Source organism: Massilia rhizosphaerae (assembly GCF_016093545.1).
Lineage (GTDB): Bacteria > Pseudomonadota > Gammaproteobacteria > Burkholderiales > Burkholderiaceae_D > Telluria > Telluria rhizosphaerae.
The window spans coordinates 409,877-434,404 of sequence record NZ_JADKYX010000001.1; the positions used below are offsets into that span (position 1 = coordinate 409,877).

The window sequence follows — 24,528 nt, forward strand, 5'->3', positions numbered from 1 at the left end:
TCAGACGATCGTCTTTTCCGCCAGTTCCAGCAGCTTCGCGCAATTGGCATTGCGCTCGCCGTACTCGCGCCACGCGGTCTGGCGTGCGACGTCCTGCCACTTGCGCAGCGAGTCGCCGTTGAGATCCACGGTGCGGCCGCCGGCACCCTGGAACAGCGCGGCCACGGCCGCATCGTCCATCTGGGCCGATTTGCGTGCGAACGCTTCCAGGTCAGCCCCCACCGACAGCAGCACGGCCTGCTGGTCGCGCGGCAGGCGGTCGAAGGCGGCGCGCGACATGATCAGCGGCTCCAGCATGAACCAGTACGTGCCGCCGCGCGCCGTCGTGACGGACTTGCTCACTTCGTCGAGGCGGAACGAGATCAGCGACGACGACGACGTCATGGCCGCGTCGAGCTGTCCCTTTTCCATCGCGCCCCGGATGTCGTTCGACGGCATCGAAACGACGTTGGCGCCCGCTTCCTTGAGGATCATGTCCATTTCGGGCGAGCCGCCGCGCACCTTGAGGCCGGCCACGTCTTCCGGGTCGACGATCGGCTTGCCGCGCGACGCCATGCCGCCGGCCTGCCAGATCCAGCTGAGCAGGACGAGGCCTTTCTCGGCCAGCACGCGGTTGAATTCCTTGCCGATCTCCTCGTTTTTCCAGGCATAGCCCTGATCGTACGACGTGACGAGGCCCGGCATCAGGCCGATGTTCACTTCGGGCAGGTCGGCGCCGGCGTAGGACAGCGGGACCAGCGAGATGTCCAGCGCGCCCTTGGCCAGCGCCGGGATCTGGGCCTCGCTCGCCATCAGCGAGGAATGGGGGTAGATCGAGAACTTGATGCGTCCCTTGGTCCGCCGCTCGGCCTCGGCCGCGAACATGCGGCACAGGCGGTCGCGGAAATCGCCTTCGGCGACACTGCCGCCGGGGAATTGATGGGAAATCTTGAGGTTCGTGGGCTGGGCCCATGCAGCATGCAGCAACAGCGGACTGGCCGCGATCCCGACCAGCAACGTCCTACGCGTCAAAACCGACATAAACATCCTCCAAGATGATATTGCGGACTTCCGGACGAATCGTGGACCCCTCTGGACGACGCTCGAGGCGTACATCGTTCGTGCATTTAACATTTGGGAAGCTCGAAAAACCTGCTGCGCGTTGCATTTGCGGTTTGCGATGCTCGCTGTACTCCTCGTACAGCTGCGCTTCTCAACCGCAACTGCGGCCGCTCGCTAACGGTTTTTCGAGGTCCCCATTTATTGTGCGTATAAGAATAGGCCCAGCTGTGGGCTTGTCAAGAAATTATTGCAATAAAAAACGATGCGTCGCAGCATAAAAAATGCGGGATGCATCGAGCGGGCAGGGTTGCAGTATCGCGCGTCGAAGTCGACGCTTGTTGCGCTGGATCTGAAGTGCGCGCGGCCGGCGCTTGCTGCGCCGCCGCGAATGCGAACCCCGTTGCTTGCTGCGCCGCCGGCGTTTTTCGACAGACGATGCAGGATGGGAGGCGTCAGCGGGCGGGGACGGGATAGGTGGCGGGGCTGACGTTGCCGTCCTTGTCGACGGCCTGCACGCCGAACAGCAGGTCGTCCTTCGACAGGTCGAGACGGTAGTGCGTCACGTTGCCGACGAACCGGCTGCCCTGCCATTGCGGGGCGGTGGTCTCGCGCCAGACGACGCGGTAGCCGGCCAGGTCCGGCTCGGCATTCGCCTTCCACGCGAGGTCCGTGCCGTTGTCCAGGTTGGCCGTCACGATCTTGACGTCGCGCGGCGCGGCCGGGGCCAGCGCCAGCGACGCGAGCGACGCCGCGTTCACGCGCGCGACCTGCGCCGCGTACTCCGGATCCACGAATTCGGGCAGGTCGCCGATCTTCTTGCCGTGTTCCGTGCGCAGGTCCTGGTGCTGGTGGTCGAAGTTCTCGTGCGGCTCCGTGAAGCGCACGGCCGCGTAGCCGGCGTCGAGGAACGGGCTGTGGTCGCCGCCGCGCAGGTAGCGATCGCGCCGGTAGACGATGTTCACCTTGAAGCCGGGGACGTAGCGCTCGCCCGTCTCCTTGACGTGGCGCGCGAGCTGGCGCGTGATGGAGTCGTTTTCGCCGCCGGTCCGGATCAAGGTCCGTAGCGCCGGCGTCGTCTCCTGCACGGGCGGCACGCCTTCCGCGAACAGGCGCACTTCCGCGTTGTCCACCTTGCCGTGTTCGTCGTGCGAACTGCCGATGATGTCGTTGTTCAGCATGCCGCCGATGTTCATGCCGGCCGCTTTCGCCTTCGCCGCATAGTCGCCGGAGCCGTACAGGCCTTGCTCCTCCGCCGCCACCGTCATGAACACGAGCGACGCGTCGAACTTGTGGCGCGCCATCACGCAGGCCAGTTCGATGACGGCGGCGGTGCCGGAGGCGTCGTCGTCGGCGCCCGGCGCGTCGGCCGTCGCGTTCATCACGTCCGTCACGCGCGAATCGTAATGGCCGCTGACGATGTAGTAGCGGTCCCTGGACGCCGCCTGCGTGCCGGGCAGCGTCGCCACCACGTTGACGATCTCCGTCGGCCGCGAGATGCGGGGCGCGACCGGGTGGACGTGGCTCTGGAATTGCACGTCCAGCCTGCCGCCGCCGCACCGTTCCAGCTCGGACTTGATCCAGCGCCGCGCGGCGCCGATGCCGCGCGTGTCCGACTCGGTCTCGGACATCGTGTGGCGCGTGCCGAAGCTCGCCAGTTTGTCGACGTAGGCCCCGATCCGCGCCGGCGAGATCTCGCGCACGATGGCGTCGATCTCGGCCTGGCGCGCGGGCAGCGCAGTATCGGCGAGCGGCGCGGCGTGCGCGCCGGCGCCGGCGGCGGCCAGCAGCAGGATGGGGAGGAGGGTCTTGGAAACGGGGGGCATGGGACTCCTTGGGATGCGCGGCGGCCGCCGCCGCATGCACTGTACCTGACGGCGGCGGGGTCGGGAAGCTTTACGCCGCCGGCCGGGCAGGCGTCACAGCGTGCCGAGGAAGGTCCGGATCGCCGCGACGACGGCCTGCGGCTGGTCGAACATCGCGAAGTGGCGCGACGGGGCTACCGTGACGACCTGCAGTTTCGGCGTGCCTTCCATCAGCGCGCGGTAGTAGTCGGCCTTGGCGGCGGGCGTGAGGCCTTGCTGGGCGCTGTCCAGGTCGAGGTAGGGCACGATGGCCAGGACCGGCGCCTGGATCGTCTTCAGGCCGGGGCGCAGGTCCAGCGTCAGCACGTCCGCCGCCCACGCACCGACGGATTTCGGGTCGCTTTTCGCCGTCAGCCGGGCCAGCGCGTCGGCTTGCGACATGTCCATCACGCCGATCGTCCGCATATAGGCCTGCTGCTGTTGCGCGAAGCGGTCCGGCGGCTGGCTACCGACCTGGAGCCGCATCTTGTCGGCGAACTGCGCCCGCTGCATCGGCGTCATGTCCTCCGTGCCCGGCATGACGGGCAGGCCGTCGATGCTGACGATGCCGCCGGGCGCCGACGGTTTGTCCTCGGCGACCGCGAGGGCCAGGATGCCGCCCAGGCTGTGGCCCACGATGACCGGCTTGTCGAGATGACGCTTGGCGATCAGTTCTTCCACGGCGGCGCGCGCGGCGGCGAACGGCGCCGGCCCGGCCGGCGGACGGCCGTCGAAGCCGGGCAGCGTGAGCACGTAGACGGCGTGGTCGGGCGCGAACGCGCGGATCGTCTCCTGCCATACCCAGCTGCCGCTGGCCAGCCCCGGGATGAGGATCAGCGGACGGCCGCCGCTGCCGTGGCGTTCGACGAGCACGCCGCCCACCTCGAAGCGCTCGGCTGGCGCGATGGCGGCGGCGTAGCGGTTCGGTTCGGGCGCGGCGTCGGCCGCGCGGCTGTCATGATGTCCGCAGAGGACGAGAGCGACGAAAATGCCGGCGAGTGCGGCCTTGTTGCGAAGGATGTTCATGCAGTCTCCTGGTCGGGAAAGAAGATGGTTTCGATGCGTTGTTCGAACAGCCTGGCGAGCGCGAACGCCAGCGGCAGGCTCGGGTCGTAGCGGCCCGTCTCGATGGCGATGACGGTCTGGCGCGACACGTCCAGCAGCTCGGCCAGGTGGGCCTGGCTCCAGCCGCGCGCCGCGCGCAGTTCGCGGATGGCGTTCTTCATGATCCGGCGGCGCGGCGGGCGCGCAGCGCGAGCACGACGTTCGCGATGCCCCAGCTGGCGCACATCACCATCCACACGCTGAACATCGACAGCCTGGCGAATCCGGCCGTCTCGAGGAAGCCGTAGCTGAACGTGACGGCGGCCGTGATGGCGAAGGCGAGGGCCAGGCTTTCCAGCAGGCGCAGCCGCTGGTATTCGTCGATGCGGGCGATGTGGCGCGCGCCGGCGCGGATCATCAGGCCGAAGCCGATCATCGGCGACAGCAGGACGACCGTGCGCGGCAGCCCGTCCGGAAGCGGCCGGCCGTAGCGGATCGACGCCACCAGCAGGACGACATAGGCGGCGATGGCCGTCCACAGTTCGAAGCGGTAGGCCCGCGCGACGCGTTTCTCGTGCATTGCACACCTCCAGTCAAAGGGAATCATGTAAAGGATGCTTTACATCGTAGGTCGGCCGGGCGCCGATGTCAAGCACCCTTTACATCCTGTTCCGGCGCGCGTTCGACTACAATGCACGCCTCCGTTTTCCTTGAGCGCGCCATGTCCGAGTCCCCCGCCACAGTCCGTCCCCGCCACGCCATCGTCATCGGCGGCGGCCCCGCCGGCCTGATGGCGGCCGAAGTGCTGGCCGCGGGCGGCGCGCGGGTCGACCTGTACGATGCGATGCCGTCGGTCGGGCGCAAATTCCTCCTGGCCGGCAAGGGCGGGATGAACATCACGCATGCGGAAGACTACGACGCGTTCGTGGCCCGCTACGGCGCCCGCGCCGATGCCGTGAAGGCGTGGCTGGACGCATTCCCGCCGCAGCAGGTGCGGGCGTGGATCCACGGCCTCGGCATCGACACCTTCGTCGGCACGTCGGGCCGCGTGTTCCCGGCCGACATGAAGGCCGCGCCGCTGCTGCGCGCGTGGCTGCACCGGTTGCGCGAGGCGGGCGTCACGTTCCACATGCGGCACCGCTGGCTGGGCTGGCGCGCCGGCGCGCTCGTCTTCGCCACGCCGGACGGGGAGATCGAGGTGGATCCGGCGGGTGCCGCCACCGTGCTGGCGCTGGGCGGCGCGAGCTGGGCGCGGCTCGGTTCCGACGGCGCCTGGGTGCCGCTGCTGGCGGAGCGCGGCGTCGACGTGGCGCCGCTCGCGCCGGCGAACTGCGGCTTCGATGCCGACTGGAGCGCCCACTTCGCGGACCGCCACGCCGGCGCGCCGCTGACGACGGTCGCGCTGGCGCTCGAGGGCGACACTTTCCGCAAGGGCCAGTTCGTCGTTACGCGGACGGGCATCGAGGGCAGCCTCGTGTACGCGCTGTCCGCGCCCATCCGCGACCGCATCGCGCGCGACGGCCGGGCGAACGTCCGCGTGGACTTGCTGCCGGATCACGACCCGCGGCGCGTCCTGGAGGAAGTGACGCGGCCGCGCGGCACGCGTTCGATGTCCAGCCATTTGCAGAGCCGTCTCGGCATCAAGGGCGTGAAATCGGGGCTGCTGCACGAGTGCCTGGGCAAGGCGGACTACGCCGACCCGGTCAAGCTGGCGCGGGCGTTGAAAGCCTTGCCGCTCGTGTTGCGGTGCCCGCGTCCGATCGATGAGGCGATCAGCAGCGCGGGCGGCGTGCGCTTCGAAGCGCTGGCCGGCGGGACGATGCTGCGCGGCCTGCCCGGCGTGTTCGTCGCCGGCGAGATGGTCGATTGGGAAGCGCCGACCGGCGGCTACCTGCTGACGGCCTGTTTCGGCGGCGGCCGCGTGGCGGGGCGCGCGGCCCTGGAGTGGCTCGTCAATTCTTGTCGTCGAAACTGACGCTGCCGCTACCGCTGCGGCTGACGGAGCGCTCGTCCGGATTGCCGAACACGCGCGCCTCGCCGCTGCCGGAGATGTCGGCGTGCAGGCGCTTGCCGGCGTAGACGGCGCTTTCGCCGGAGCCCCGCTGCGACAGGTCGACGTCGTCGGCGCGCAGGTGGCGCGCGTCCAGGTCGCCCGAGCCGCGCATCTCGGCGTGCAGCTGGCGGGTCGACCCGACCAGGGTGAGGCGGCCGGTGCCGACGACGGCGGCGTCGACGGTGTCGCTCATGCCGCCCGTCAGTTCCAGGTCGCCGCTGCCGTGCAGGGCCGCCGTGATGTCGCGGTAGCGGCCGTTGAAGCGCATGCTGCCGGATCCGTCCAGCGCCACGTCGAGGTGGTCGCCGGCGAAGCCGCTGACCGTGTGTGCGCCGCTGCCGTTGACGGCAAGCGATTCCAGCGCCGGCAAGGTGACGGTGACCTCGAGCGGCGTGCGGTGGCGCAGCAGGATGCCGCGCGGGCCGATGCGCAGCATGTCGCCGTCGATGCTGGTGTCGATGTTGGCCAGCAGCCGCTGTTCGCCGCGCACTTCGAGCGTCGGGGTCGGCCCTTGGCGCAGGGTGAGGTTGACGGGCCCGGAGAGGTCGATCTTGGCGACCGCCTTGTCGAGCGGCCGGCGTTCGGTGGCGATCAGGCGGCTGCCCGGACTGGACGGGCCGTCCGTGCCGTGCGCCCGCAGCATGCTGTACGAGACGCCGATCAGCACGACGGCCAGGACCAGGAGGCTGAACGCCACTTTGAGTAACGCGCGCATGGTGGCCTCAGCTGCCTTTCAGCAGGGAACGGTTCATCTGGAAATAGCGTCTGGCGCCGATGAAGGTGTAGCGCGTGACGACGAGCGACAGCAGGAACAGCGCGATCCCGCCCAGCACGAGGCCGCCGCCGAACAGCGTCTGCGTCGTGCGCGATTCCGCGTCCATGTCGGTGCGGATGCGCAGCGTGCTGTCGGCCAGCGCCTCGGCGCCGCGCAGGGCGCGCGAGCGTTCGATCCGTCCGGCATCGCCGTCCGGGTCGGCCTTGTCCGCGGGCGGCAGCGGGTCCGCGACCTGCGGGCGCTCCTGCGTGACGATGATGCCGTTGCTGCCGATGTCGACGCGCATCTGGCGTCCGCGGCCGTCGTCGTCGATCGTGACGAAGCGGCTCGGCCAGTCCAGCACGAGCTCGTTGGCGCCGGCCAGGCCGCTGGCGGTCGTGGCGATGCCGGCCAGGTAGAACGTCAGCGCGCTCGCGTACAGGCACAGCACCAGCGCCGCATAGACGAGCGCCGGGACGATCATGAACAGGTTGAAGATGGCCAGTCCGACGGCCGACACCATCAGGCGCAGCAGGTTGGCCGGGTTCTTTTTTTCGTTGAACGAATTCAGGTGCGCGCTGGCGCGCAGGGTCATGGCGATCCGGGTCGGATCGTCGAGCTCGCGCGCCACGTCCGGCTCGCCCCGGCCGGCGGCGACGCCGTCGACGAAGCGCTGCTCGTAATAGGCCAGCGTCTTGGCCTGGACGTCCGGCGGCAGGCCCAGCATGGCCCGCTTGAGCGCGTCGAGGTATTCCAGTTTGCCCATCACGATTCCTTCCTGGGCGCCATCAGTTGTGGCTGAGCAACAGCATCGCGTTCATGGCCGGATCGGACGCCACGCCGGAGTGGACCAGGATGAACGTCGCCGCCGCCACGACGGCCAGCAGGGCAAGGGTGCGTACGCCGAGATGGATGTTCATTTGCATTTCCGTCAACACTCGTTTTGATGTTGACACTGTACGGAACCCGGCCGGCGCGCGCCACCGGCGTGCGACAGGCTGCGGATTTCGCGGGGCAGGGCGCAGCCCGGCGCGACGACCGGCGGGCCGTCATCGCGGCCGTGCTCCCGTAATGACGGCCGCGGCGGCCACCCCGCTGCGCACGGCCGCCTCCAGGGTGGCGGGGTAGTCGCCGGCCGTGTAGTCGCCCGCGAGGGCGAGGCCGGGCAGTTTGGCGTCGTTGGCGGGCCGGTCGAGGGCGGGCGTGCAGGCGAACGTGGCGCGCTTTTCCGTGATCGTGCGGCTCCACAGCGGGGCGGCGAGGGCCGGCTGCCCGAACGCGGCCGCCAGCTGGGCCGCGACGGCCGCCGCCAGCGCGTCCTGGCCGACGTCGCCAGCCGGATCCGCGCCGCTGATCACGACGGCCAACAGCCCATCCTGCCCAGGGTCCAGCTGGCCGCGGTCGAACACGAACTGGCCCCAGCGCCCGTCCGCGGGCGCATCGGCGAGCGCGCAGAACGGCAGCGGCAGCCGCGTGCCGGCCGCGTATTGCAGGTAGACGGTGGCGATGGGCTCGTAGGCGAGCGCGTCCAGCTGGGCGACGGTGGCGGCGGCGCCGTCCAGGGGCCGCAGCAGCGCGGCCGTCTGCCATGGCGGTGTCGCGAGCACGACGGCGTCGAATGACTGCGCGTCGGCGCCCGCGCGCAGGCGCCAGGTGCCGTCCTCGAGGTCCAGCGCATCGACGCGGCAGCCCGTGCGGACGGCCGCGCCGCGGCTGTCCAGGTGGCGGCGCGCCGCTTCCGGGAACAGCGCGTCGAGCAGCACGCGCGGGATCAGCATGTCGGACGCGGCACGGCGCGCACCCAGGCTGTCGCGCAGCACGGCGAGGAAGACTTGCGCCGACGCCCGCTCCGGCGGGGTGTTCAGGGCGGCCAGGCACAAGGGGCGCCACATCAGCCGCACCAGACGTTCGGTCTGGTCGAAGCGGACCAGCAGTTCCGCCACGCTGCAATCCGTGTACAACTGCCAGCCCATCCAGCGGGCGCTCGTCGTGAACCGGGCCAGCGCGATCTTGTCGGCCCGCGCGAGCCCGCGCGCGCGCAGCAGCGCGACAAGCATGTGCAGCGGCGCTGGCAGGCGCGGCGCGACGAAGTCCATGCCGTCGTCGCCCGCCGGGTAGCGCATCTGCAGCGGCAGCCGCAGCAGGGCGCGGCTCGGGGCGACGCCGACGCGGCGCATCAGGCGCAAGGTGGCGGCATAGGCGCCCAGCATGATGTGCTGGCCGTTGTCGAGCATGCGGCCGTTCGTCTCGATGGCGCGGGCGCGGCCGCCCAGCATGCGTGCGGCTTCGAACAGCGTGACGTCGGCGCCGGCGTCCAGCAGCGCGACGGCCGCCGCGCAACCGGCCCAGCCGCCGCCGACGACCGCGACGCGCCGCTTGTCAGCCGCGGACATACGTCTTCCAGGCCAGCCACAGCTTGCGCAGCGGCGTCAGGGAGATCTTCTGGCCGAGGACGTGGAAGCCGTCGCGCTCGATCTCGTCGAGCAAGGTGCGGTAGATGGCAGCCATCATGAGGCCCGGACGCTGCGCGCGCCGGTCTTCCTTCGGCAGCAGCGCGAAGGCGTCGTCGTACAGTTGCTGGGCGCGCGCGGCCTGGAACTGCATGAGGGCTTCGAACTTCTCGCTGTGACGCGCGTTCAGGAGGTCTGCCGCCGTCACGTTGAATTTCTGCAGTTCGTCGATCGGCAGGTAGATGCGGCCCTTGCGCGCATCCTCGCCGACGTCGCGGATGATGTTCGTGAGCTGGAACGCGAGGCCCAGCGTTTCCGCGTATTGCAGCGTGCGCGGGTTGGTCACGCCGAAGATGCTGGCCGACAGGATCCCGACCACGCCCGCCACGTGCCAGCAGTATTTCCTGAGGTTCGGATAGTCGAGGTAGCGCGACTGGTCGAGGTCCATCTCCATGCCGTCGATGATGGCCTGCAGGTGTTCCTGTTTCAGGTCGTACGGCTGGATGTGCGGCTGCAGCGCGAGCATCACGGGATGCGTCGGCGTGCCCGCATACATCTGCGCGACCTCGCCGCGCCACCACGCGAGCTTGATGCGGGCGACGGATTGGTCGGTCGCCTCGTCCACGGTGTCGTCGACTTCCCGGCAGAACGCGTACAGCGCCGTGATCGCGCGCCGGCGCTCCGGCGGCAGGAAGAGGAAGCTGTAGTAGAAGCTGGAGCCGCTTTGCGCGGTCTTTTGTTGGCAGTATTCGTCGGGGGACATATGAAGTGTTGTTATCGCGCGGACCAAGTCCGCTATCTTAGCCGATGGGGCGTTACATACCGCATCACATTCGTACTGCGCGCCAACCGACGGCGAGCCAGTCGAGGCGTTTGAGGCGCGGGCGGCGCCGGAACACATCGAAATCCACGCGTTCGATCGCTTCCAGGATGCGCAGGCCGCCCTGCACGACCATCCGCAATTCCCAGCCGATGCGCCCCGGCAGCCGCGTCGCCAGCGGCGCGCCTTCCAGCATCAGTGCGCGCGCCCGGTCCACCTCGAAGCGCATCAGCGCGCGCCAGTCGGGGCTAGTTCGCCCCTGTTCGATGGCGTCCTGCGTGACGCCGAAGCGGGCCAGGTCGTCCAGCGGCAGGTAGATGCGGCCCTTGGCGATGTCGACTGCCACGTCCTGCCAGAAGTTGATGAGTTGCAGGGACGTGCAGATCGCGTCCGATTCGCGCAGGCTCGCCGCGTCGCCGACGCCGTACAGCCCGAGCATCAACCGTCCGACGGGATCGGCGGAACGTCGGCAATAATCGAGGAGGCGCGCAAAATCCGGGTAGCGCGTCGTGACGACGTCCTGCTTGAATGCGGAGAGGAGGTCGCGCAGCGGTTGCAGCGGCAGCGCGAATTGCGCGAGCACCGCGGCCAGGCGCCGGAACATCGGATCGTCGGGCGGCGTGCCGGCCGCGATGCCGTCCAGCGCGGCCTCGTAGGCCTGCAGCGCGGCCAGGCGTTCGGACGGCGTGGCGTCGCCTTCGTCCGCGAGGTCGTCGGCGCTGCGGGCGAACGCATAGATCGCCTCCACCGCGGGCACGAGCCGGCGCGGCAGGAGGATCGAGGCGACAGGAAAGTTTTCGTAATGGTCGACGGCCACGCTTTCGATTGCTGACTCTAAAGTCATTTACTGGCGATAATTGCATGATTATAATTGGTAGGTTAAATCCACGACAGTAGGAAACCAATGCCTGCTTTTCTCTCGATGTCCCTGCGGCCGCGCGGCGCCGCACCGTTCGTCCTCCCCCTGACCCTCGTCGCGGCGCTGTTGGCCGGCTGTTCGCGCAACGAAGCGCCGCCCGCGGACGTGCGTCCCGTGCGCGCGCTCACCCTGGCGACGGGCGCCGTCGGTTCGACGACGGAATTCTCCGGCGACGTCCGCCCGCGCTACGAATCGCGCCTGGGCTTTCGCGTGGGCGGCAAGATCAGCGCGCGCAAGGTCGACGTGGGCACGGTCGTCAAGCGCGGCCAGGTGCTGATGCAGCTGGACCCGCAGGACCTGCGGCTCGGCCAGGCCCAGGCCCAGGCGAACCTGCGCGCGGCGCAGACGAATTACGAGCTGGCGCGCGCGGACCTCAAGCGCTACCAGGACCTGCGCAGCCAGAACTTCGTCAGCCAGGCCGTGCTCGACCAGAAAACGGCGGCCGCGCACTCCGCCCTGGCGACCGTGGAGGCGGCCCGCGCCGCGCTGCGCGAGCAGGCCAACCAGACGGGCTATGCGACGCTGGAGTCGGACGCGGACGGTGTCGTCACCGGCATCGACGCCGAAGTGGGGCAAGTCGTGCAAGCCGGCACGCCGGTCGTGCGCGTGGCCCGGACCGACGAGAAGGAAGTCGTGATCGGCGTGCCGGAAGACCAGGTCGACGAGCTGCGCGACGTGAGCGACGTGAAGGTAAAACTGTGGGCCGATCCGAACCAGAGCATTCCGGGCAAGATCCGCGAGATCGCGCCGGTGGCCGATCCGGCCACGCGCACGTACACGGTGAAGGTGTCGATTCCGCCCCGCGACGACATCCGCCTCGGCATGACGGCCGTCGTCCAGCTGGCCCATGCAAAAGGCGGCGCGGCGCTCAAGGTGCCGCTGTCCGCGCTGTACCATGACAAGGGCGTGACGTCGGTCTGGGTGATCGAGAACGGCGCCGTGCGCCTCGTGCCCGTGCAGGTGGGCGGCGTGTCCGGCAACGACGTGCTGCTGGCGGGCGGCGTCAAGCCCGGCCAGACCATCGTGACGGCCGGCGTCAACCTGCTCAAGCCGGGCCAGAAAGTGAAAGTGCTGACGGCCGACGTGGCGCGCCGCGGCGACGCGGAGGCCGAAGCGAGCGGTAAGCCCGTGCCGGCGAGCGGGGCGGCCAAATGAAGGGGTTCAACCTGTCGCGCTGGGCGCTGGAGAACATCCCGCTGACCCGCTACCTGATCGCCGCGCTGCTCATCGGCGGCATCGTCAGCTACGGCAAGCTGGGCCAGGACGAAGACCCGCCGTTCACGTTCCGCGCGATGGTGATCACCGCGTACTGGCCCGGCGCCACCGCCGTGCAGATGGCCCAGCAGGTGGCCGACAAGCTGGAGCGCAAGCTGCAGGAGACGCCGTACGTCGACAAGCTGCGCAGCTTTTCCAAGCCGGGCGAGACCACCATCATCCTGGAACTGCGCGAATCGGCCCCGCCCAAGGACGTGCCGGGCATCTGGTACCAGGTGCGCAAGAAGGTCGGCGACATCGCGGGCACGTTGCCGCCTGGCGTCGTCGGGCCGTTCTTCAACGACGAATTCGGCGACACCTACGGCTCCATCTTCGCGCTGTCCGGAGACGGTTTCACCTACGCCGAGATGCGCGACTACGCCGATTTCGTGCGCCAGCAACTGCTCGCCGTGCCGCTCGTCGCGAAGGTTGAGGAGTTCGGCGTGCAGGAAGAGAAGATCAACATCCTGTTCTCGCAGCAGAAGTTCGCCCAGCTGGGGATCCCGTTCGAGCAGATCGTGAACCAGATCGCCACGCAGAACGGCATCGAATCAGCCGGCGTCCTCGTCACGCCGCAGGAAAACCTGCAGGTGCGCGTGACGGGCGGCCTGAAGACCATCAAGCAGCTGGAAGACCTGAGCCTGCGCGCGGGGAACACGACGTTCCGCCTCGGCGACTTCGCCACCGTGCAGCGCGCGTACGCCGACCCGCCGCACGACAAGATGCGCTACAACGGCAAGGAAGTCATCGGCCTGGGCGTGTCGATGGAAAAGGGCGGCAACATCATCCAGCTCGGCAAGGGCCTGGAAAAGACGGTGGATCGCATCAAGAGCCAGCTCCCGGTCGGCATCGAACTGGAGCGCGTGTCGAACCAGCCGGCGGCCGTCAAGGCGTCCGTCAGCGAATTCATGGACAGCCTGATCGAGGCGATCGTCATCGTGCTCGGCGTGTCGTTCGTCGCTCTGGGCCTGCATCGCAAGCCGAAGTTGCGGCTGGACGTGCGGCCGGGCCTCGTCGTCGCGCTGACGATCCCGCTGGTGCTTGCCATCACCTTCCTGTTCATGCGCGTGTTCGACATCTCGCTGCACAAGATCTCGCTGGGCGCCCTGATCATCGCGCTGGGTCTCCTCGTCGACGACGCCATCATCGCCGTCGAAATGATGGTGCGCAAGATGGAGGAGGGCATGTCGCGCTTCGACGCGGCCACGTTCGCGTACACGTCGACGGCATTCCCGATGCTGACCGGCACCTTGATCACGGCGGCGGGCTTCCTGCCGATCGGGCTCGCGAAATCCGCGGCCGGCGAATACACGTTCGCGATGTTTTCGGTGAACGCGATCGCGCTGATCGTGTCGTGGGTCGTGGCCGTCACGTTCACGCCGTACATCGGCTTCATCCTCCTGCGCGTCAAACCGCATGGCGACGGCCACCACGACGTCTACGACACGCCGGCGTACATGCGCTTCCGCCGCCTCGTCGACCGCTGCGTGGAATGGCGCAAGACGACGATCGCGCTGTCCCTCGCGGTGTTCTTCCTCGGCGTGTTCGGCTTCAAGTTCATCGAGAAGCAGTTCTTCCCCGATTCGAGCCGCCCCGAACTGATGGTCGAGATGTGGACGCCGGAAGGCACGAGCTTCGCCGTCAACGAGGCACTGGCGAAGAAGTTCGAAGCCTTCGCGCGCGCGCAGCCGGAGACGGACAGCGTGACGTCGTACATCGGCACCGGCAGCCCGCGCTTCTACCTGCCGCTGGACCAGATCTTCCCGGCGTCTAACGTGTCGCAATTCGTCGTGCTGCCGAAGGACGTGCACCAGCGCGACGCCTTGCGCCGCAAGATCGAGAACGTGTTCAAGACTGACTTCCCGGAAGTGCGCGGCCGTGTGAAACTGCTGCCGAACGGGCCGCCCGTGCCGTATCCGGTCCAGTTCCAGGTGATGGGGCCGGACATCGGCGTCGTGCGCAAGTTCGCCGACCAGGTGAAGGAGATCATGATCGCCAACCCGAACACGGTGGGCGTCAACGACAACTGGAACGAGTCGATCAAGGTGCTGCGCCTCGACCTCGACCAGGACAAGCTGCGCGCGCTGGGTGTCACGTCGCAGGCGGTGCGCCGCACGGTCGCGACCGTGCTGTCGGGGACGACGGTGGGCCAGTTCCGCGAAAGCAACCGGCTGATCGACATCGTCGTGCGCCAGCCGCTGGACGAGCGCTCGAACATGTCCGTGCTCGCCAACACGAACGTGGCGACGCCGTCGGGCAAGGCCGTGCCATTGTCGCAGCTCGCGCGCATCGAATTCGTGTGGGAGCCTGGTGTCGTGCAGCGCTACGGGCGCGAGTGGGCGATCATGGTCCAGTCGGACGTCGTCGACGGCGTGCAGGGGCCGACCGTGTCCGACCAGGTCAACGCTAAGCTGGCGGCGCTGCGTGCGAAGCTGCCGGCCGGCTACCGCATCAAGCTGGAAGGCGCGGCCGCCAACAGCTCGACGGCGGAAGACTCGATCTCGGCCAACGTGCCGCTGGTGCTGTTCATCGTGTTCACCTTGCTGATGCTGCAGCTGCACAGCTTTTCGCGATCCGTGATGGTGTTCCTGACGGGACCGCTGGGCATCGCCGGCGCGGCGATGGCGCTGCTGTTGTTCCACCAGCCGTTCGGCTTCGTCGCGAACCTGGGCGTGATCGCGCTGTTCGGCATGGTGGTGCGCAACTCCGTGATCCTCGTCGACCAGATCGAGAAGGACATCGCGGCGGGCCATTCCGCGTGGGACGCCATCGTCGAAAGCGCCGTGCGGCGCTGCCGCCCGATCCTGCTGACGGCGGCTGCGGCGGCGCTGGCGATGATCCCGCTGTCGCGCTCCGTGTTCTGGGGGCCGATGGCGGTGGCGATCATGGGCGGCCTGCTCGTCGCGACTGCGCTGACCTTGCTGTTCCTGCCGGCGCTGTACGCGGCGTGGTTCCGCGTCAAGCGGCCGGTGCGCGGTAGGGTGGACGGCTTGCCGTCCACGCGTTCGACCGTCGTATGAACTTGCGTTCCACGCGTCTACGCGTGCGATACGCTGACGTTATGGTGGGCGCGGGGCGCCCACCCTACGAATTGAATCCTTTGTGGGTACGTACGAATTAAAATGTGCCCAATCGTGTCAGAAAATCCAGTAAAATATCGGGTTGAAGTTGTAGCCCCTAGACATTGGATGCAGGGCGGCCGGTTTCATTGTCGGGCGCCCTTTGTTTTTGTGGCAAGATCAGCAATCCAGCGCGAGGATGGCGAAATTGGTAGACGCACCAGGTTTAGGTCCTGACGCCAGCAATGGTGTAGGGGTTCGAGTCCCCTTCCTCGCACCACGAACAATTCATTTTTTTGGACGATTTTTACAATGGCAACTGCTGTCGAAAACCTGGGTAAACTCGAGCGTCGCTTGACTCTCTCTTTTCCGCTGAGCGACGTACGTACGGAAGTTGAAAAGCGCCTCAAGAAGCAGGCCAAGACCGCTCGCGCTCCGGGCTTCCGTCCGGGCAAGGTGCCGCTGAAGATGGTCGCCGCCCAGTACGGCTACCAGATCGAATCCGACGTGCTGAACGACAAAGTGGGCCGGGCCTTCAACGACGCCGCCAACGAAGCCCAGCTGCGCGTGGCCGGCATGCCGAAAATCGAGCCGAAGCAGGACGCGCCGGAAGGCATGCTGTCCTTCGACGCGACGTTCGAAGTCTATCCGGAAGTGTCGTTGCCGAGCCTGGCCGACATCGAGATCGAGACCGTCAAGACCGACGTCACCGACGCCGAGATCGACAAGACCATCGACATCCTGCGCAAGCAGCGCGTGCACTACCACACCAAGGGCGAAGCCGGTGAGCATGGCGATGGCGGCGAGCCGGTCGCGGCCAACGGCGACCGCGTGACCGTGGACTTCGTCGGCGTCATCGACGGCGTCGAATTCGCGGGCGGTAAAGCGGAAGACTACGCGTTCGTGCTGGGCGAAGGCCGCATGCTGCCGGAATTCGAAGCCGCGACCGTCGGCCTGAAAGTGGGCGAGTCGAAGACCTTCCCGCTGGCGTTCCCGGAAGACTACCATGGCAAGGACGTGGCCGGTAAAACGGCCGAGTTCACCATCACCTTGAAGAAGCTGGAGTGGGCGCACCTGCCGGAAGTCGACGCCGAGTTCGCGAAGTCGCTGGGCATCGAAGACGGCAGCATCGAGAAGATGCGCGACGACATCAAGGTCAACCTGGAGCGCGAAGTCGGCGCCCGCATCAAGGCCCGCAACAAGGAAGCCGTGATGGACGCGCTGGTCAAGCACACCGAGATGGACGTGCCGAAGGTCATGATCGAGCAGGATTCGCAGCGCCTGGCCGAGCAGACCCGCCAGGACATGGCCCAGCGCGGCATGGACGTCAAGAGCCTGCCGTTCCCGGCCGACCTGTTCGCCACCAAGGCCGAGCGCCGCGTGCGCCTGGGCCTGATCCTGTCGCAACTGGTGCAGGAAAATAGTCTGCAAGCGACGCAAGAGCAGGTGAAGGCGCAGATCGAAGACTTCTCGCAGAGCTACGAAGATCCGCGCGAAGTGCTGAAGTACTACTACAGCGATCGCCGCCGCCTGGGTGAAGTCGAAGCTCTTGTATTGGAAGAAAACGTCGTTAACTATGTGCTCGGCAAGGCAAAGGTGACGACCAAGGACATCGCCTTTGACGAGCTGATGGGTAGCGTCGCTCAGGCGTAATCCTTGATGAAGCCGAACGACATTCTCGTGGGAAATCTGAGATAGTACGGCTTCGAAACTTCTCGAAAGGAATTGACAGGTATGAATCGTAATCCGGCATTGGATACCCAAGCCCTCGGCCTCGTGCCGATGGTGATCGAGCAGAGTGGCCGCGGCGAGCGCGCCTACGACATCTACTCGCGCCTGCTGAAGGAGCGCGTGATTTTCCTGGTCGGTCCTGTCAACGACCAGATGGCCAACCTCATCGTGGCCCAGCTGCTGTTCCTGGAAAGCGAGAATCCGGACAAGGACATCTCGCTGTACATCAACTCGCCGGGTGGTTCCGTGTCGGCCGGCCTCGCCATCTTCGACACGATGAACTTCATCAAACCCGACGTGTCGACGCTGTGCACCGGCCTGGCCGCCTCGATGGGCGCGTTCCTGCTGGCCGCCGGCGCCAAGGGCAAGCGTTTCTCGCTGCCGAACTCCCGTGTCATGATCCACCAGCCGTCCGGTGGCTCCCAGGGCATGGCGTCGGACATCGAGATCCAGGCCAAGGAAATCCTGTACCTGCGCGAACGCCTGGCCCGCATCATGGCGGACAACACGGGCCAGACGATCGAGCAGATCCACAAGGATACCGATCGCGACCGTTTCATGTCGAGCGACGAGGCCGTGGAGTATGGCCTGATCGACAAGGTTCTCACGAACCGCGGTTGAGGCACGTCCGCGCGATTTTCGACTGCGCGCGGGATACCCGACAACTGTTGCTCAAATACGCCCGGACGCGACAGCGCTTCGGGCGTTTTGTTTTCAAATCGGGTAGCATGGTGTCGTGCGCACTTGTTGCGCCCTCGTATTAGCGTTATATTCATAGCAATTCAACAGAAACCTGCCCCATGTCTGACAAAAAATCCTCTAGCGGCGAAAAACTCCTGTACTGCTCGTTCTGCGGCAAGAGCCAGCACGAGGTCAAGAAGCTCATCGCGGGACCTTCGGTCTTCATCTGCGACGAGTGCATCGACTTGTGCAACGACATCATCCGCGATGAGACCTCGAACGTGGAATCGGTGGCGGGCGCCAAGTCCGACCTGCCGACGCCGCACGAGATCGCCGAACTGCTCGATCAATACGTCATCGGCCAGCAGACCGCGAAGCGCATCCTGTCGGTGGCGGTGTACAACCATTACAAGCGCCTGAAGCACCTGGGCAAGAAGGACGACGTTGAACTGGCCAAGAGCAATATCCTGCTCGTGGGTCCCACCGGTTCCGGCAAGACCTTGCTCGCGCAGACGCTGGCGCGCATGCTGAACGTCCCGTTCGTGATCGCCGACGCGACCACGTTGACGGAAGCCGGCTATGTCGGCGAGGACGTCGAGAACATCATCCAGAAGCTGCTGCAGAGCTGCAATTACGAAGTCGAGAAGGCCCAGCGCGGCATCGTCTACATCGACGAGATCGACAAGATCTCGCGCAAGTCCGACAACCCGTCCATCACGCGCGACGTGTCGGGCGAGGGCGTCCAGCAGGCGCTGCTGAAGCTGATCGAAGGCACGATGGCTTCCGTGCCGCCGCAGGGCGGCCGCAAACATCCGAACCAGGATTTCGTGCAGATCGACACCACGAACATCATGTTCATCTGCGGCGGCGCATTCGACGGCCTGGACAAGATCATCCAGAACCGTTCCGAAAAGAGCGGCATCGGCTTCGCGGCCAGCGTCAAGAGCCAGACCCAGCGCTCCGTCAGCGACATCCTGCTGGAAGCGGAACCGGAAGACCTGATCAAATTCGGCCTCATTCCGGAACTTGTCGGCCGTCTGCCGGTCGTAGCTACGCTGAGCGAACTCACGGAAGAAGCCCTGATCCAGATCCTGGTCGAGCCGAAAAACGCCCTCATCAAGCAGTATTCGAAACTGCTGGACATGGAAGGCGCCGAATTGGAAATCCGCCCGGCGGCCCTGCACGCGATTGCCAAGAAGGCATTGGCGCGCAAGACCGGCGCGCGCGGCCTGCGTTCCATCCTGGAGCACGCTCTGCTCGACGTCATGTATGAATTGCCGAGCCAGCAAAATGTCGTGAAAGTCGTCATCGATGAAAATACGATCACGAATGGCGCCAAACCTTTGCTGATTTACAGTGAATCGCCGAAGGCAGCGGGCGAAAACTGAAAAATTTCCGGGCGCAAACACAACAAAGCTATTGAATCGCTGAGTTGAGGCGGTACAATCAATCTCAACAAAAGACGGCTTCAATCGAAAAGCCACTCGCGGCCGATGCTGTGAAGTGGCTTTTTTATTTGAATCGGCCGCTTTTGTAGAAACGGCTAGTATTCGTATCAAGTTAAAGTTTTTTTACTTGTAGAAAATTTTTATTGGGCCGGTCTTGTGATTCGAAGGTGTGCTCCCACATCGTCAACACGCTTTCTATAAGGTATGCCATGACAACTTCCAAATTGACCGAGCAAATGACGCTGCCCCTGCTGCCCCTGCGCGACGTGGTGGTGTTTCCGCATATGGTGATACCGCTGTTCGTCGGCCGCCCGAAATCCATCAAGGCGCTCGAGGCCGCCATGGAACAGGGTAAGAGCATCATGCTCGCAGCCCAAAAGGCTGCTGCCAAGGACGAACCCTCCGCCGCAGACATCTACGAGATCGGCTGCGTGGCAAATATTCTGCAAATGCTGAAGCTGCCCGATGGCACCGTGAAGGTGCTGGTCGAAGGCGCGCAGCGTGCACGCATCGACCACATCAACGACGATCCCAGCCATTTCATCGCCGATCTGACCCCGATCAATTCGGAAATCGGCGACGATTCCGAAGTCGAGGCGATGCGCCGCGCGATCGTCCAGCAGTTCGACCAATACGTCAAACTGAACAAGAAGATTCCGCCCGAGATTCTCGCATCGCTGGCCGGTATCGACGACGCCGGCCGCCTGGCCGACACCGTCGCCGCGCACCTGCCGCTGAAACTCGAGCAGAAGCAAGTCATCCTGGAGATCTTCAACGTCGCCAAGCGCCTGGAGCATCTGCTCGGCCAGCTGGAAGGCGAACTGGATATCCTGCAGGTCGAAAAGCGCATCCGCGGCCGCGTCAAGCGCCAGATGGAGAAATCGCAGCGCGAGTATTACCTGAACGAACAGGTCAAGGCCATCCAGAAGGAATTGGGCGAAGGCGAAGAGGGCGCGGACATCGAGGAGCTCGAGAAGAAAGTCATCGCCGCCAAGATGCCGAAGGAAGCGATGGAAAAGGCCCAGGCCGAGATCAAGAAGCTCAAGCTGATGTCGCCGATGTCGGCCGAAGCCACCGTCGTGCGCAACTACATCGACACGCTCGTTTCGCTGCCGTGGAAAAAGAAATCCAAGGTCACGATCGACCTGGAAAAGGCCCAGGAAGTGCTGGAAGCCGACCACTACGGCCTCGACAAGATCAAGGAACGCATCCTGGAATACCTCGCAGTGCAACAGCGCGTCGACAAGCTGAAAGCGCCGATCCTGTGCTTCGTGGGTCCTCCGGGCGTCGGTAAAACGTCGCTGGGCGAATCGATCGCCCGCGCGACGAACCGCAAGTACGTCCGCATGGCGCTGGGCGGCGTGCGCGACGAGGCCGAGATCCGCGGCCACCGCCGTACCTACATCGGCTCGATGCCGGGCAAGGTGCTGCAGTCGCTGGCCAAGGTCGGTGTGCGCAATCCGCTGTTCCTGCTGGACGAGATCGACAAGATGGGCGCGGATTTCCGCGGCGACCCGTCGTCGGCGCTGCTCGAAGTGCTGGATCCGGCCCAGAACCACACGTTCTCGGACCACTACGTCGAGGTGGACTTCGACCTGTCGGACGTGATGTTCGTCGCCACGTCGAACTCGTTCAACATTCCGCCGGCGCTGCTGGACCGGATGGAAGTGATCCGCCTGGCGGGTTACACGGAAGACGAGAAGACGAGCATCGCGCAGCGCTACCTGCTGCCGAAGCAGATCAAGGCGAACGGCCTGAAGGACGAAGAGATCAAGGTCGAAGAGGCCGCGATCCGCGACATCATCCGCTACTACACCCGGGAAGCCGGTGTGCGTTCGCTCGAGCGCGAAATCTCGAAGATCTGCCGCAAGGTCGTCAAGATGCTGCTGCTCAAGAAGGACAACAAGCGCGTCATCGTGTCGTCGAAGAACCTGGATAAATTCCTGGGCGTGCGCCGCTACGACTTCGGCGTGGCCGAGAAGGAAAACCAGGTCGGCCAGGTCGTGGGTCTCGCGTGGACGGAAGTCGGCGGCGACTTGCTGACGATCGAAGCCGTGCAGGTGCCGGGCAAGGGTGCCGTCATCCGCACCGGTACGCTGGGCGACGTGATGAAGGAATCGATCGAAGCCGCCCGCACCGTCGTGCGCAGCCGCGCGTCGCGCCTGGGCATCAAGGGCGAGGTGTTCGAGAAGACCGACATCCACATCCACGTGCCGGAAGGCGCGACGCCGAAGGACGGCCCGTCCGCCGGTATCGCGATGACGACGGCGCTGGTGTCGGTGTTCACCGGCATCCCGGTTCGCGCCGACGTGGCGATGACGGGCGAGATCACGTTGCGCGGCGAAGTCCTGCCGATCGGCGGCCTGAAGGAAAAACTGCTGGCGGCCCAGCGCGGCGGCATCAAGACCGTCCTGATCCCCGAGCAGAACGTGAAGGATCTCGCCGACATCCCGGACAACGTCAAGAACAAGCTCGAGATCGTGCCGGTGCGCTGGATCGAGAAGGTCCTGGAAGTGGCGCTGGAGCGTCAGCCGGAGGCGATCGTCGACGTGCCGGCGGTGACCTCCTCGGTGGCCGCCGCGACGACCGAAGGGCAGGGCGGCGTCGTCAAGCACTGAGCCTGACGCGCACCACGAAAACGGCACCTCGGGTGCCGTTTTTTATTGCCGGCTATTGCTCGTGCGTTACTTGACACAACGCATTGTCGGCTTGTTTAATACGCCCTTGCGGTTTTTTTGCCGACGTACAACGAGGGAAGAAAGTGAACAAAACTGAACTGATCGAAGAAATCGCGAAGTCCGCGGACCTGACCAAAGCTTCTGCGGCGCGCGCCCTCGATGCCATGATCAATGCCGTGACGGCCACGTTGAAGAACAACGACAGCGTGACCCTGGTCGGCTTCGGCACCTTCACCGTCGGCGAGCGCGCCGCGCGCACGGGCCGCGATCCGCGCACGAAGGAAGCCATCAAGATCAAGGCGGCCAAGGTCCCGAAATTTAAGGCTGGTAAAGCATTGAAAGATGCAGTAAACTAATGCCTCCGCTGCGCTGACACGCAGCAGGAAGCATCTGGCGGCGGGCCTTTCGGCGAGCCTGTCCAGTTGACGCAGTACCCAGTATTTCGTGGAGCGGTAGTTCAGTTGGTTAGAATACCGGCCTGTCACGCCGGGGGTCGCGGGTTCGAGTCCCGTCCGCTCCGCCACGAATCGCCAGCCTTGTCGGCTTCGATTTCGAGGTTGCGAAATACACGAATTTGGAGCGGTAGTTCAGTTGGTTAGAATACCGGCCTGTCACGCCGGGGGTCGCGGGTTCGAGCCCCGTCCGCTCCGCCAGATATAGAAAAACAGGCGAACCTCGGTTCGCCTTTTTTTTTAAGTTTTCGATAACGCATTTTCAACCTTGATTGGCTGACCATGTTTGAATTTATCCGTACTCACCAGCGCCTGATGCAGTTCCTGCTGCTGTTGCTGATCGTGCCGTCGTTCGTGCTGGTGGGGGTGAGCAGCTACAACAATCGCGGCAGCGGCGGCAATGATGGCGTGGCGACCGTGGACGGGAAAGCGATTACCCAGCAGGAGTGGGAGGCCGCCCAGCGCCGCCAGCTCGACCAGGCCCGCCAGATGATGGGCGACCGCTTCGACCAGAAGCTGTTCGATACGCCGGAAGCGAAGCAGGCCGTGCTCGACCAGCTCGTGGCCGAGCGCGCCATCAATGCCGAGATCGTGCGCAACCACCTGACCGTGGGCGACGCCGCGCTGCAAAAGGCGATCCTCGACATCCAGGCGTTCCGCAAGGAAGACGGCTCGTTCGACATGGACCGCTACAAGGCCGCGCTTGCCGCCCAGGGCATGACGCCGGAGATGTTCGACGCCCGCATGCGCCACGACTTGGCGGTGCAGCAGCTCGTCGGCTCCGTCGAGCAGACCGCGTTCGCGCCGCGTACCGTCGCCAACCGCCTGTCGGACATCAACTCCGAGGAGCGCGAGGTCCAGGAAATGTTGTTCCCGGCGGCGAACTACGTGTCGCAGGTCAAGGTTACGGATGACATGATCAAGGCGTACTACGACAAGAACGCCGCCCAGTTCCAGGTGCCGGCGACGATCAAGGCCGAATACGTCGTCTTCGACCCGTCCGCCGTCGAAAAACAGGTCAACGTGACGGATGCCGAAGTCGCCGACGCGTACAACAAGAACAAGGCGCGCTTCACCACGCCGGAAAAGCGTACTGCCAGCCACATCCTGATCAATGTGAAGAAGGGTGCCTCGGCCGCCGAAGACGCCGCCGCGAAGGCCAAGGCGCAAGCCATCCTCGACGAAGTGCGCAAGAACCCGAACGACTTCGCCAAGATCGCCAAGGCGCAGTCGCAGGACCCGGGCTCGGCCGAGCTGGGCGGCGACCTGGGCGTCGTGCAGAAGGGCGTGTTCGTCAAGCCCGTCGAAGATGCGATCTATGGCCTGAAGGAAGGCGAAGTCAGCGGCCTCGTGCGCTCGGAATTCGGCTACCACATCATCAAGATCACCAAGGTCGTGCCGGAGAGCCAGAAGTCGCTGGAAGACGCCAAGCCGGAAATCGTCGCCGAGCTGAAGAAGGCCAAGATGTCGGCCAAGTATTCGGAACTGGCCGAGACGTTCACGAACACCGTGTACGAGCAGTCGGACAGCCTGAAGCCGGTGGCGGACAAGCTGGGCCTGACCATCCAGACCGCCGACGGCCTGACCCCGACGCCGAACCCCGCGCTCGGTAATTCGCCGGTCAACAACCCGAAATTCCTGAAGGCGATCTTCTCCGACGACGCCGTGAAGAACAAGCACAACACGGAAGCCGTCGAAGTGGCGCCGAGTGTGCTGGTGTCCGGCCGCGTCGTGCAATACAAACCGGCGTCGAAGCGTCCGCTGGCCGACGTCGAAGCGCAGATCCGTCAGCGCGTCACGCAGGAAGAGGCGGCCAAGCTGGCACGCCAGGCCGGCGAAGCGAAGCTGGCGGCCGTCAAGGCGTCGGGCGACGCGGCCGGCTTCGGCGAGGCGAAGACCGTCACGCGTACGAAGCAGCCGCCGATCAACGAGACGGCCGCCATCGCCGTGCTGAAGGCCGACGTGAGCAAGCTGCCGGCGTATGTGGGCGTCGACATCCCGGGCCAGGGCTATGGCATCTACCGCATCGTCAAGGTGGGCCAGCCGGCACAGCCGGACGTGGCGCGCCGCAAGCAGGAGGCGGAACAGATCGGCCGCGCCATCGGCAATGGCGAGACCTATGGCTTCGTCGAAGCGCTGAAGCACAAGGCGAAGGCCAAGATCAACGTCAAGGCGGCGGACCTGGGCGCCAGGTCCGAATAAGCCGACGCGTCACGACAAAAAGCCCGGCCGCGCGAGCGGACCGGGCTTTTTGTTTGGGCCGAGCGGCCGTTACAATCGCCCTTCGATCAATCACGTTTGGG

At 65.7% G+C, this 24,528-nt stretch carries 20 protein-coding genes and 3 tRNA genes; 12 read left to right on the plus strand and 11 right to left on the minus strand.

Annotation, left to right across the window (positions count from 1 at the left end; all coding sequences use genetic code 11):
* The 5 genes from dctP to ISF28_RS01770 all read right to left on the minus strand — a co-directional run bounded on the left by dctP (position 1) and on the right by ISF28_RS01770 (position 4,506).
* On the minus strand, positions 1-1,020 hold the full coding sequence (dctP, locus tag ISF28_RS01750) for a TRAP transporter substrate-binding protein DctP (RefSeq protein ID WP_198115407.1): 1,020 nt from the start codon (positions 1,018-1,020) through the stop codon (positions 1-3).
* 473 nt (positions 1,021-1,493) lie between these two features.
* The gene (locus ISF28_RS01755) at positions 1,494-2,864 is read right to left on the minus strand and encodes a M20/M25/M40 family metallo-hydrolase (RefSeq protein ID WP_198115408.1); all 1,371 of its coding nucleotides are present in this window, start codon (positions 2,862-2,864) and stop codon (positions 1,494-1,496) included.
* Positions 2,865-2,957: 93 nt separating this feature from the next.
* Positions 2,958-3,908, minus strand: coding sequence for an alpha/beta fold hydrolase (locus tag ISF28_RS01760; RefSeq protein WP_198115409.1), 951 nt, complete (start codon positions 3,906-3,908; stop codon positions 2,958-2,960).
* A complete protein-coding gene (locus ISF28_RS01765) occupies positions 3,905-4,108 on the minus strand; it encodes a helix-turn-helix transcriptional regulator (RefSeq protein WP_198115410.1) in 204 nt (67 codons plus the stop codon). Before ISF28_RS01765 ends, ISF28_RS01760 begins: the two co-directional genes overlap by 4 nt.
* Positions 4,105-4,506 (minus strand): hypothetical protein, encoded by a 402-nt coding sequence (locus tag ISF28_RS01770; RefSeq protein WP_198115411.1) that lies wholly within the window; start codon positions 4,504-4,506, stop codon positions 4,105-4,107. The genes ISF28_RS01765 and ISF28_RS01770 overlap by 4 nt, the downstream gene beginning before the upstream one ends.
* Before the next feature lie 141 nt (positions 4,507-4,647).
* Here ISF28_RS01770 and ISF28_RS01775 point away from each other — a divergent pair, with 141 nt between their 5' ends.
* The gene (locus ISF28_RS01775) at positions 4,648-5,901 is read left to right on the plus strand and encodes a TIGR03862 family flavoprotein (protein ID WP_198115412.1); all 1,254 of its coding nucleotides are present in this window, start codon (positions 4,648-4,650) and stop codon (positions 5,899-5,901) included.
* Here ISF28_RS01775 and ISF28_RS01780 read toward each other — a convergent pair.
* From ISF28_RS01780 to hpnC, 6 genes are all read right to left on the minus strand, one after another.
* The gene (locus ISF28_RS01780; RefSeq protein WP_198115413.1) at positions 5,879-6,694 is read right to left on the minus strand and encodes a head GIN domain-containing protein; all 816 of its coding nucleotides are present in this window, start codon (positions 6,692-6,694) and stop codon (positions 5,879-5,881) included. The genes ISF28_RS01775 and ISF28_RS01780 overlap by 23 nt on opposite strands.
* 7 nt (positions 6,695-6,701) lie before the next feature.
* A complete protein-coding gene (locus tag ISF28_RS01785) occupies positions 6,702-7,499 on the minus strand; it encodes a DUF1700 domain-containing protein (protein WP_198115414.1) in 798 nt (265 codons plus the stop codon).
* 22 nt (positions 7,500-7,521) lie between these two features.
* Complete coding sequence (locus tag ISF28_RS30850) at positions 7,522-7,653, minus strand: hypothetical protein (protein ID WP_267876930.1); 132 nt, start codon at positions 7,651-7,653, stop codon at positions 7,522-7,524.
* Between the two features lie 129 nt (positions 7,654-7,782).
* Positions 7,783-9,126, minus strand: coding sequence for a hydroxysqualene dehydroxylase HpnE (gene hpnE / locus ISF28_RS01790; protein ID WP_198115415.1), 1,344 nt, complete (start codon positions 9,124-9,126; stop codon positions 7,783-7,785).
* Positions 9,113-9,946 carry a presqualene diphosphate synthase HpnD gene (gene hpnD / locus ISF28_RS01795; RefSeq protein WP_198115416.1) on the minus strand — a complete coding sequence of 278 codons (834 nt, stop codon included), beginning with the start codon at positions 9,944-9,946 and terminating at the stop codon, positions 9,113-9,115. The genes hpnE and hpnD overlap by 14 nt, the downstream gene beginning before the upstream one ends.
* A gap of 64 nt (positions 9,947-10,010) precedes the next feature.
* Positions 10,011-10,820, minus strand: coding sequence for a squalene synthase HpnC (gene hpnC, locus ISF28_RS01800; RefSeq protein ID WP_198115666.1), 810 nt, complete (start codon positions 10,818-10,820; stop codon positions 10,011-10,013).
* 105 nt (positions 10,821-10,925) lie between these two features.
* Here hpnC and ISF28_RS01805 point away from each other — a divergent pair, with 105 nt between their 5' ends.
* From ISF28_RS01805 to ISF28_RS01855, 11 genes are all read left to right on the plus strand, one after another.
* Complete coding sequence (locus tag ISF28_RS01805; RefSeq protein WP_198115667.1) at positions 10,926-12,077, plus strand: efflux RND transporter periplasmic adaptor subunit; 1,152 nt, start codon at positions 10,926-10,928, stop codon at positions 12,075-12,077.
* Positions 12,074-15,196, plus strand: a complete 3,123-nt coding sequence (locus tag ISF28_RS01810; RefSeq protein ID WP_198115417.1) for an efflux RND transporter permease subunit — start codon at positions 12,074-12,076, stop codon at positions 15,194-15,196. The genes ISF28_RS01805 and ISF28_RS01810 overlap by 4 nt, the downstream gene beginning before the upstream one ends.
* A gap of 232 nt (positions 15,197-15,428) precedes the next feature.
* Positions 15,429-15,515: transfer RNA gene (locus ISF28_RS01815), tRNA-Leu, on the plus strand.
* A 32-nt stretch (positions 15,516-15,547) separates the two neighbouring features.
* The gene (gene tig / locus ISF28_RS01820) at positions 15,548-16,888 is read left to right on the plus strand and encodes a trigger factor (RefSeq protein ID WP_198115418.1); all 1,341 of its coding nucleotides are present in this window, start codon (positions 15,548-15,550) and stop codon (positions 16,886-16,888) included.
* An 81-nt stretch (positions 16,889-16,969) separates the two neighbouring features.
* Complete coding sequence (gene clpP, locus ISF28_RS01825; protein ID WP_082548189.1) at positions 16,970-17,587, plus strand: ATP-dependent Clp endopeptidase proteolytic subunit ClpP; 618 nt, start codon at positions 16,970-16,972, stop codon at positions 17,585-17,587.
* Positions 17,588-17,766: 179 nt separating this feature from the next.
* Positions 17,767-19,035, plus strand: a complete 1,269-nt coding sequence (gene clpX, locus ISF28_RS01830) for an ATP-dependent Clp protease ATP-binding subunit ClpX (RefSeq protein WP_056129433.1) — start codon at positions 17,767-17,769, stop codon at positions 19,033-19,035.
* 269 nt (positions 19,036-19,304) lie between these two features.
* Positions 19,305-21,713, plus strand: a complete 2,409-nt coding sequence (gene lon, locus ISF28_RS01835) for an endopeptidase La (protein WP_198115419.1) — start codon at positions 19,305-19,307, stop codon at positions 21,711-21,713.
* Between the two features lie 98 nt (positions 21,714-21,811).
* Entirely contained in the window at positions 21,812-22,129 is a 318-nt protein-coding gene (locus ISF28_RS01840; RefSeq protein WP_198115668.1) for an HU family DNA-binding protein, read from the plus strand.
* A gap of 90 nt (positions 22,130-22,219) precedes the next feature.
* Positions 22,220-22,296, plus strand: a tRNA-Asp gene (locus ISF28_RS01845).
* A gap of 53 nt (positions 22,297-22,349) precedes the next feature.
* Positions 22,350-22,426, plus strand: a tRNA-Asp gene (locus ISF28_RS01850).
* Between the two features lie 81 nt (positions 22,427-22,507).
* Positions 22,508-24,427, plus strand: coding sequence for a SurA N-terminal domain-containing protein (locus ISF28_RS01855; RefSeq protein ID WP_198115420.1), 1,920 nt, complete (start codon positions 22,508-22,510; stop codon positions 24,425-24,427).
* Positions 24,428-24,528 lie beyond the last annotated feature (101 nt).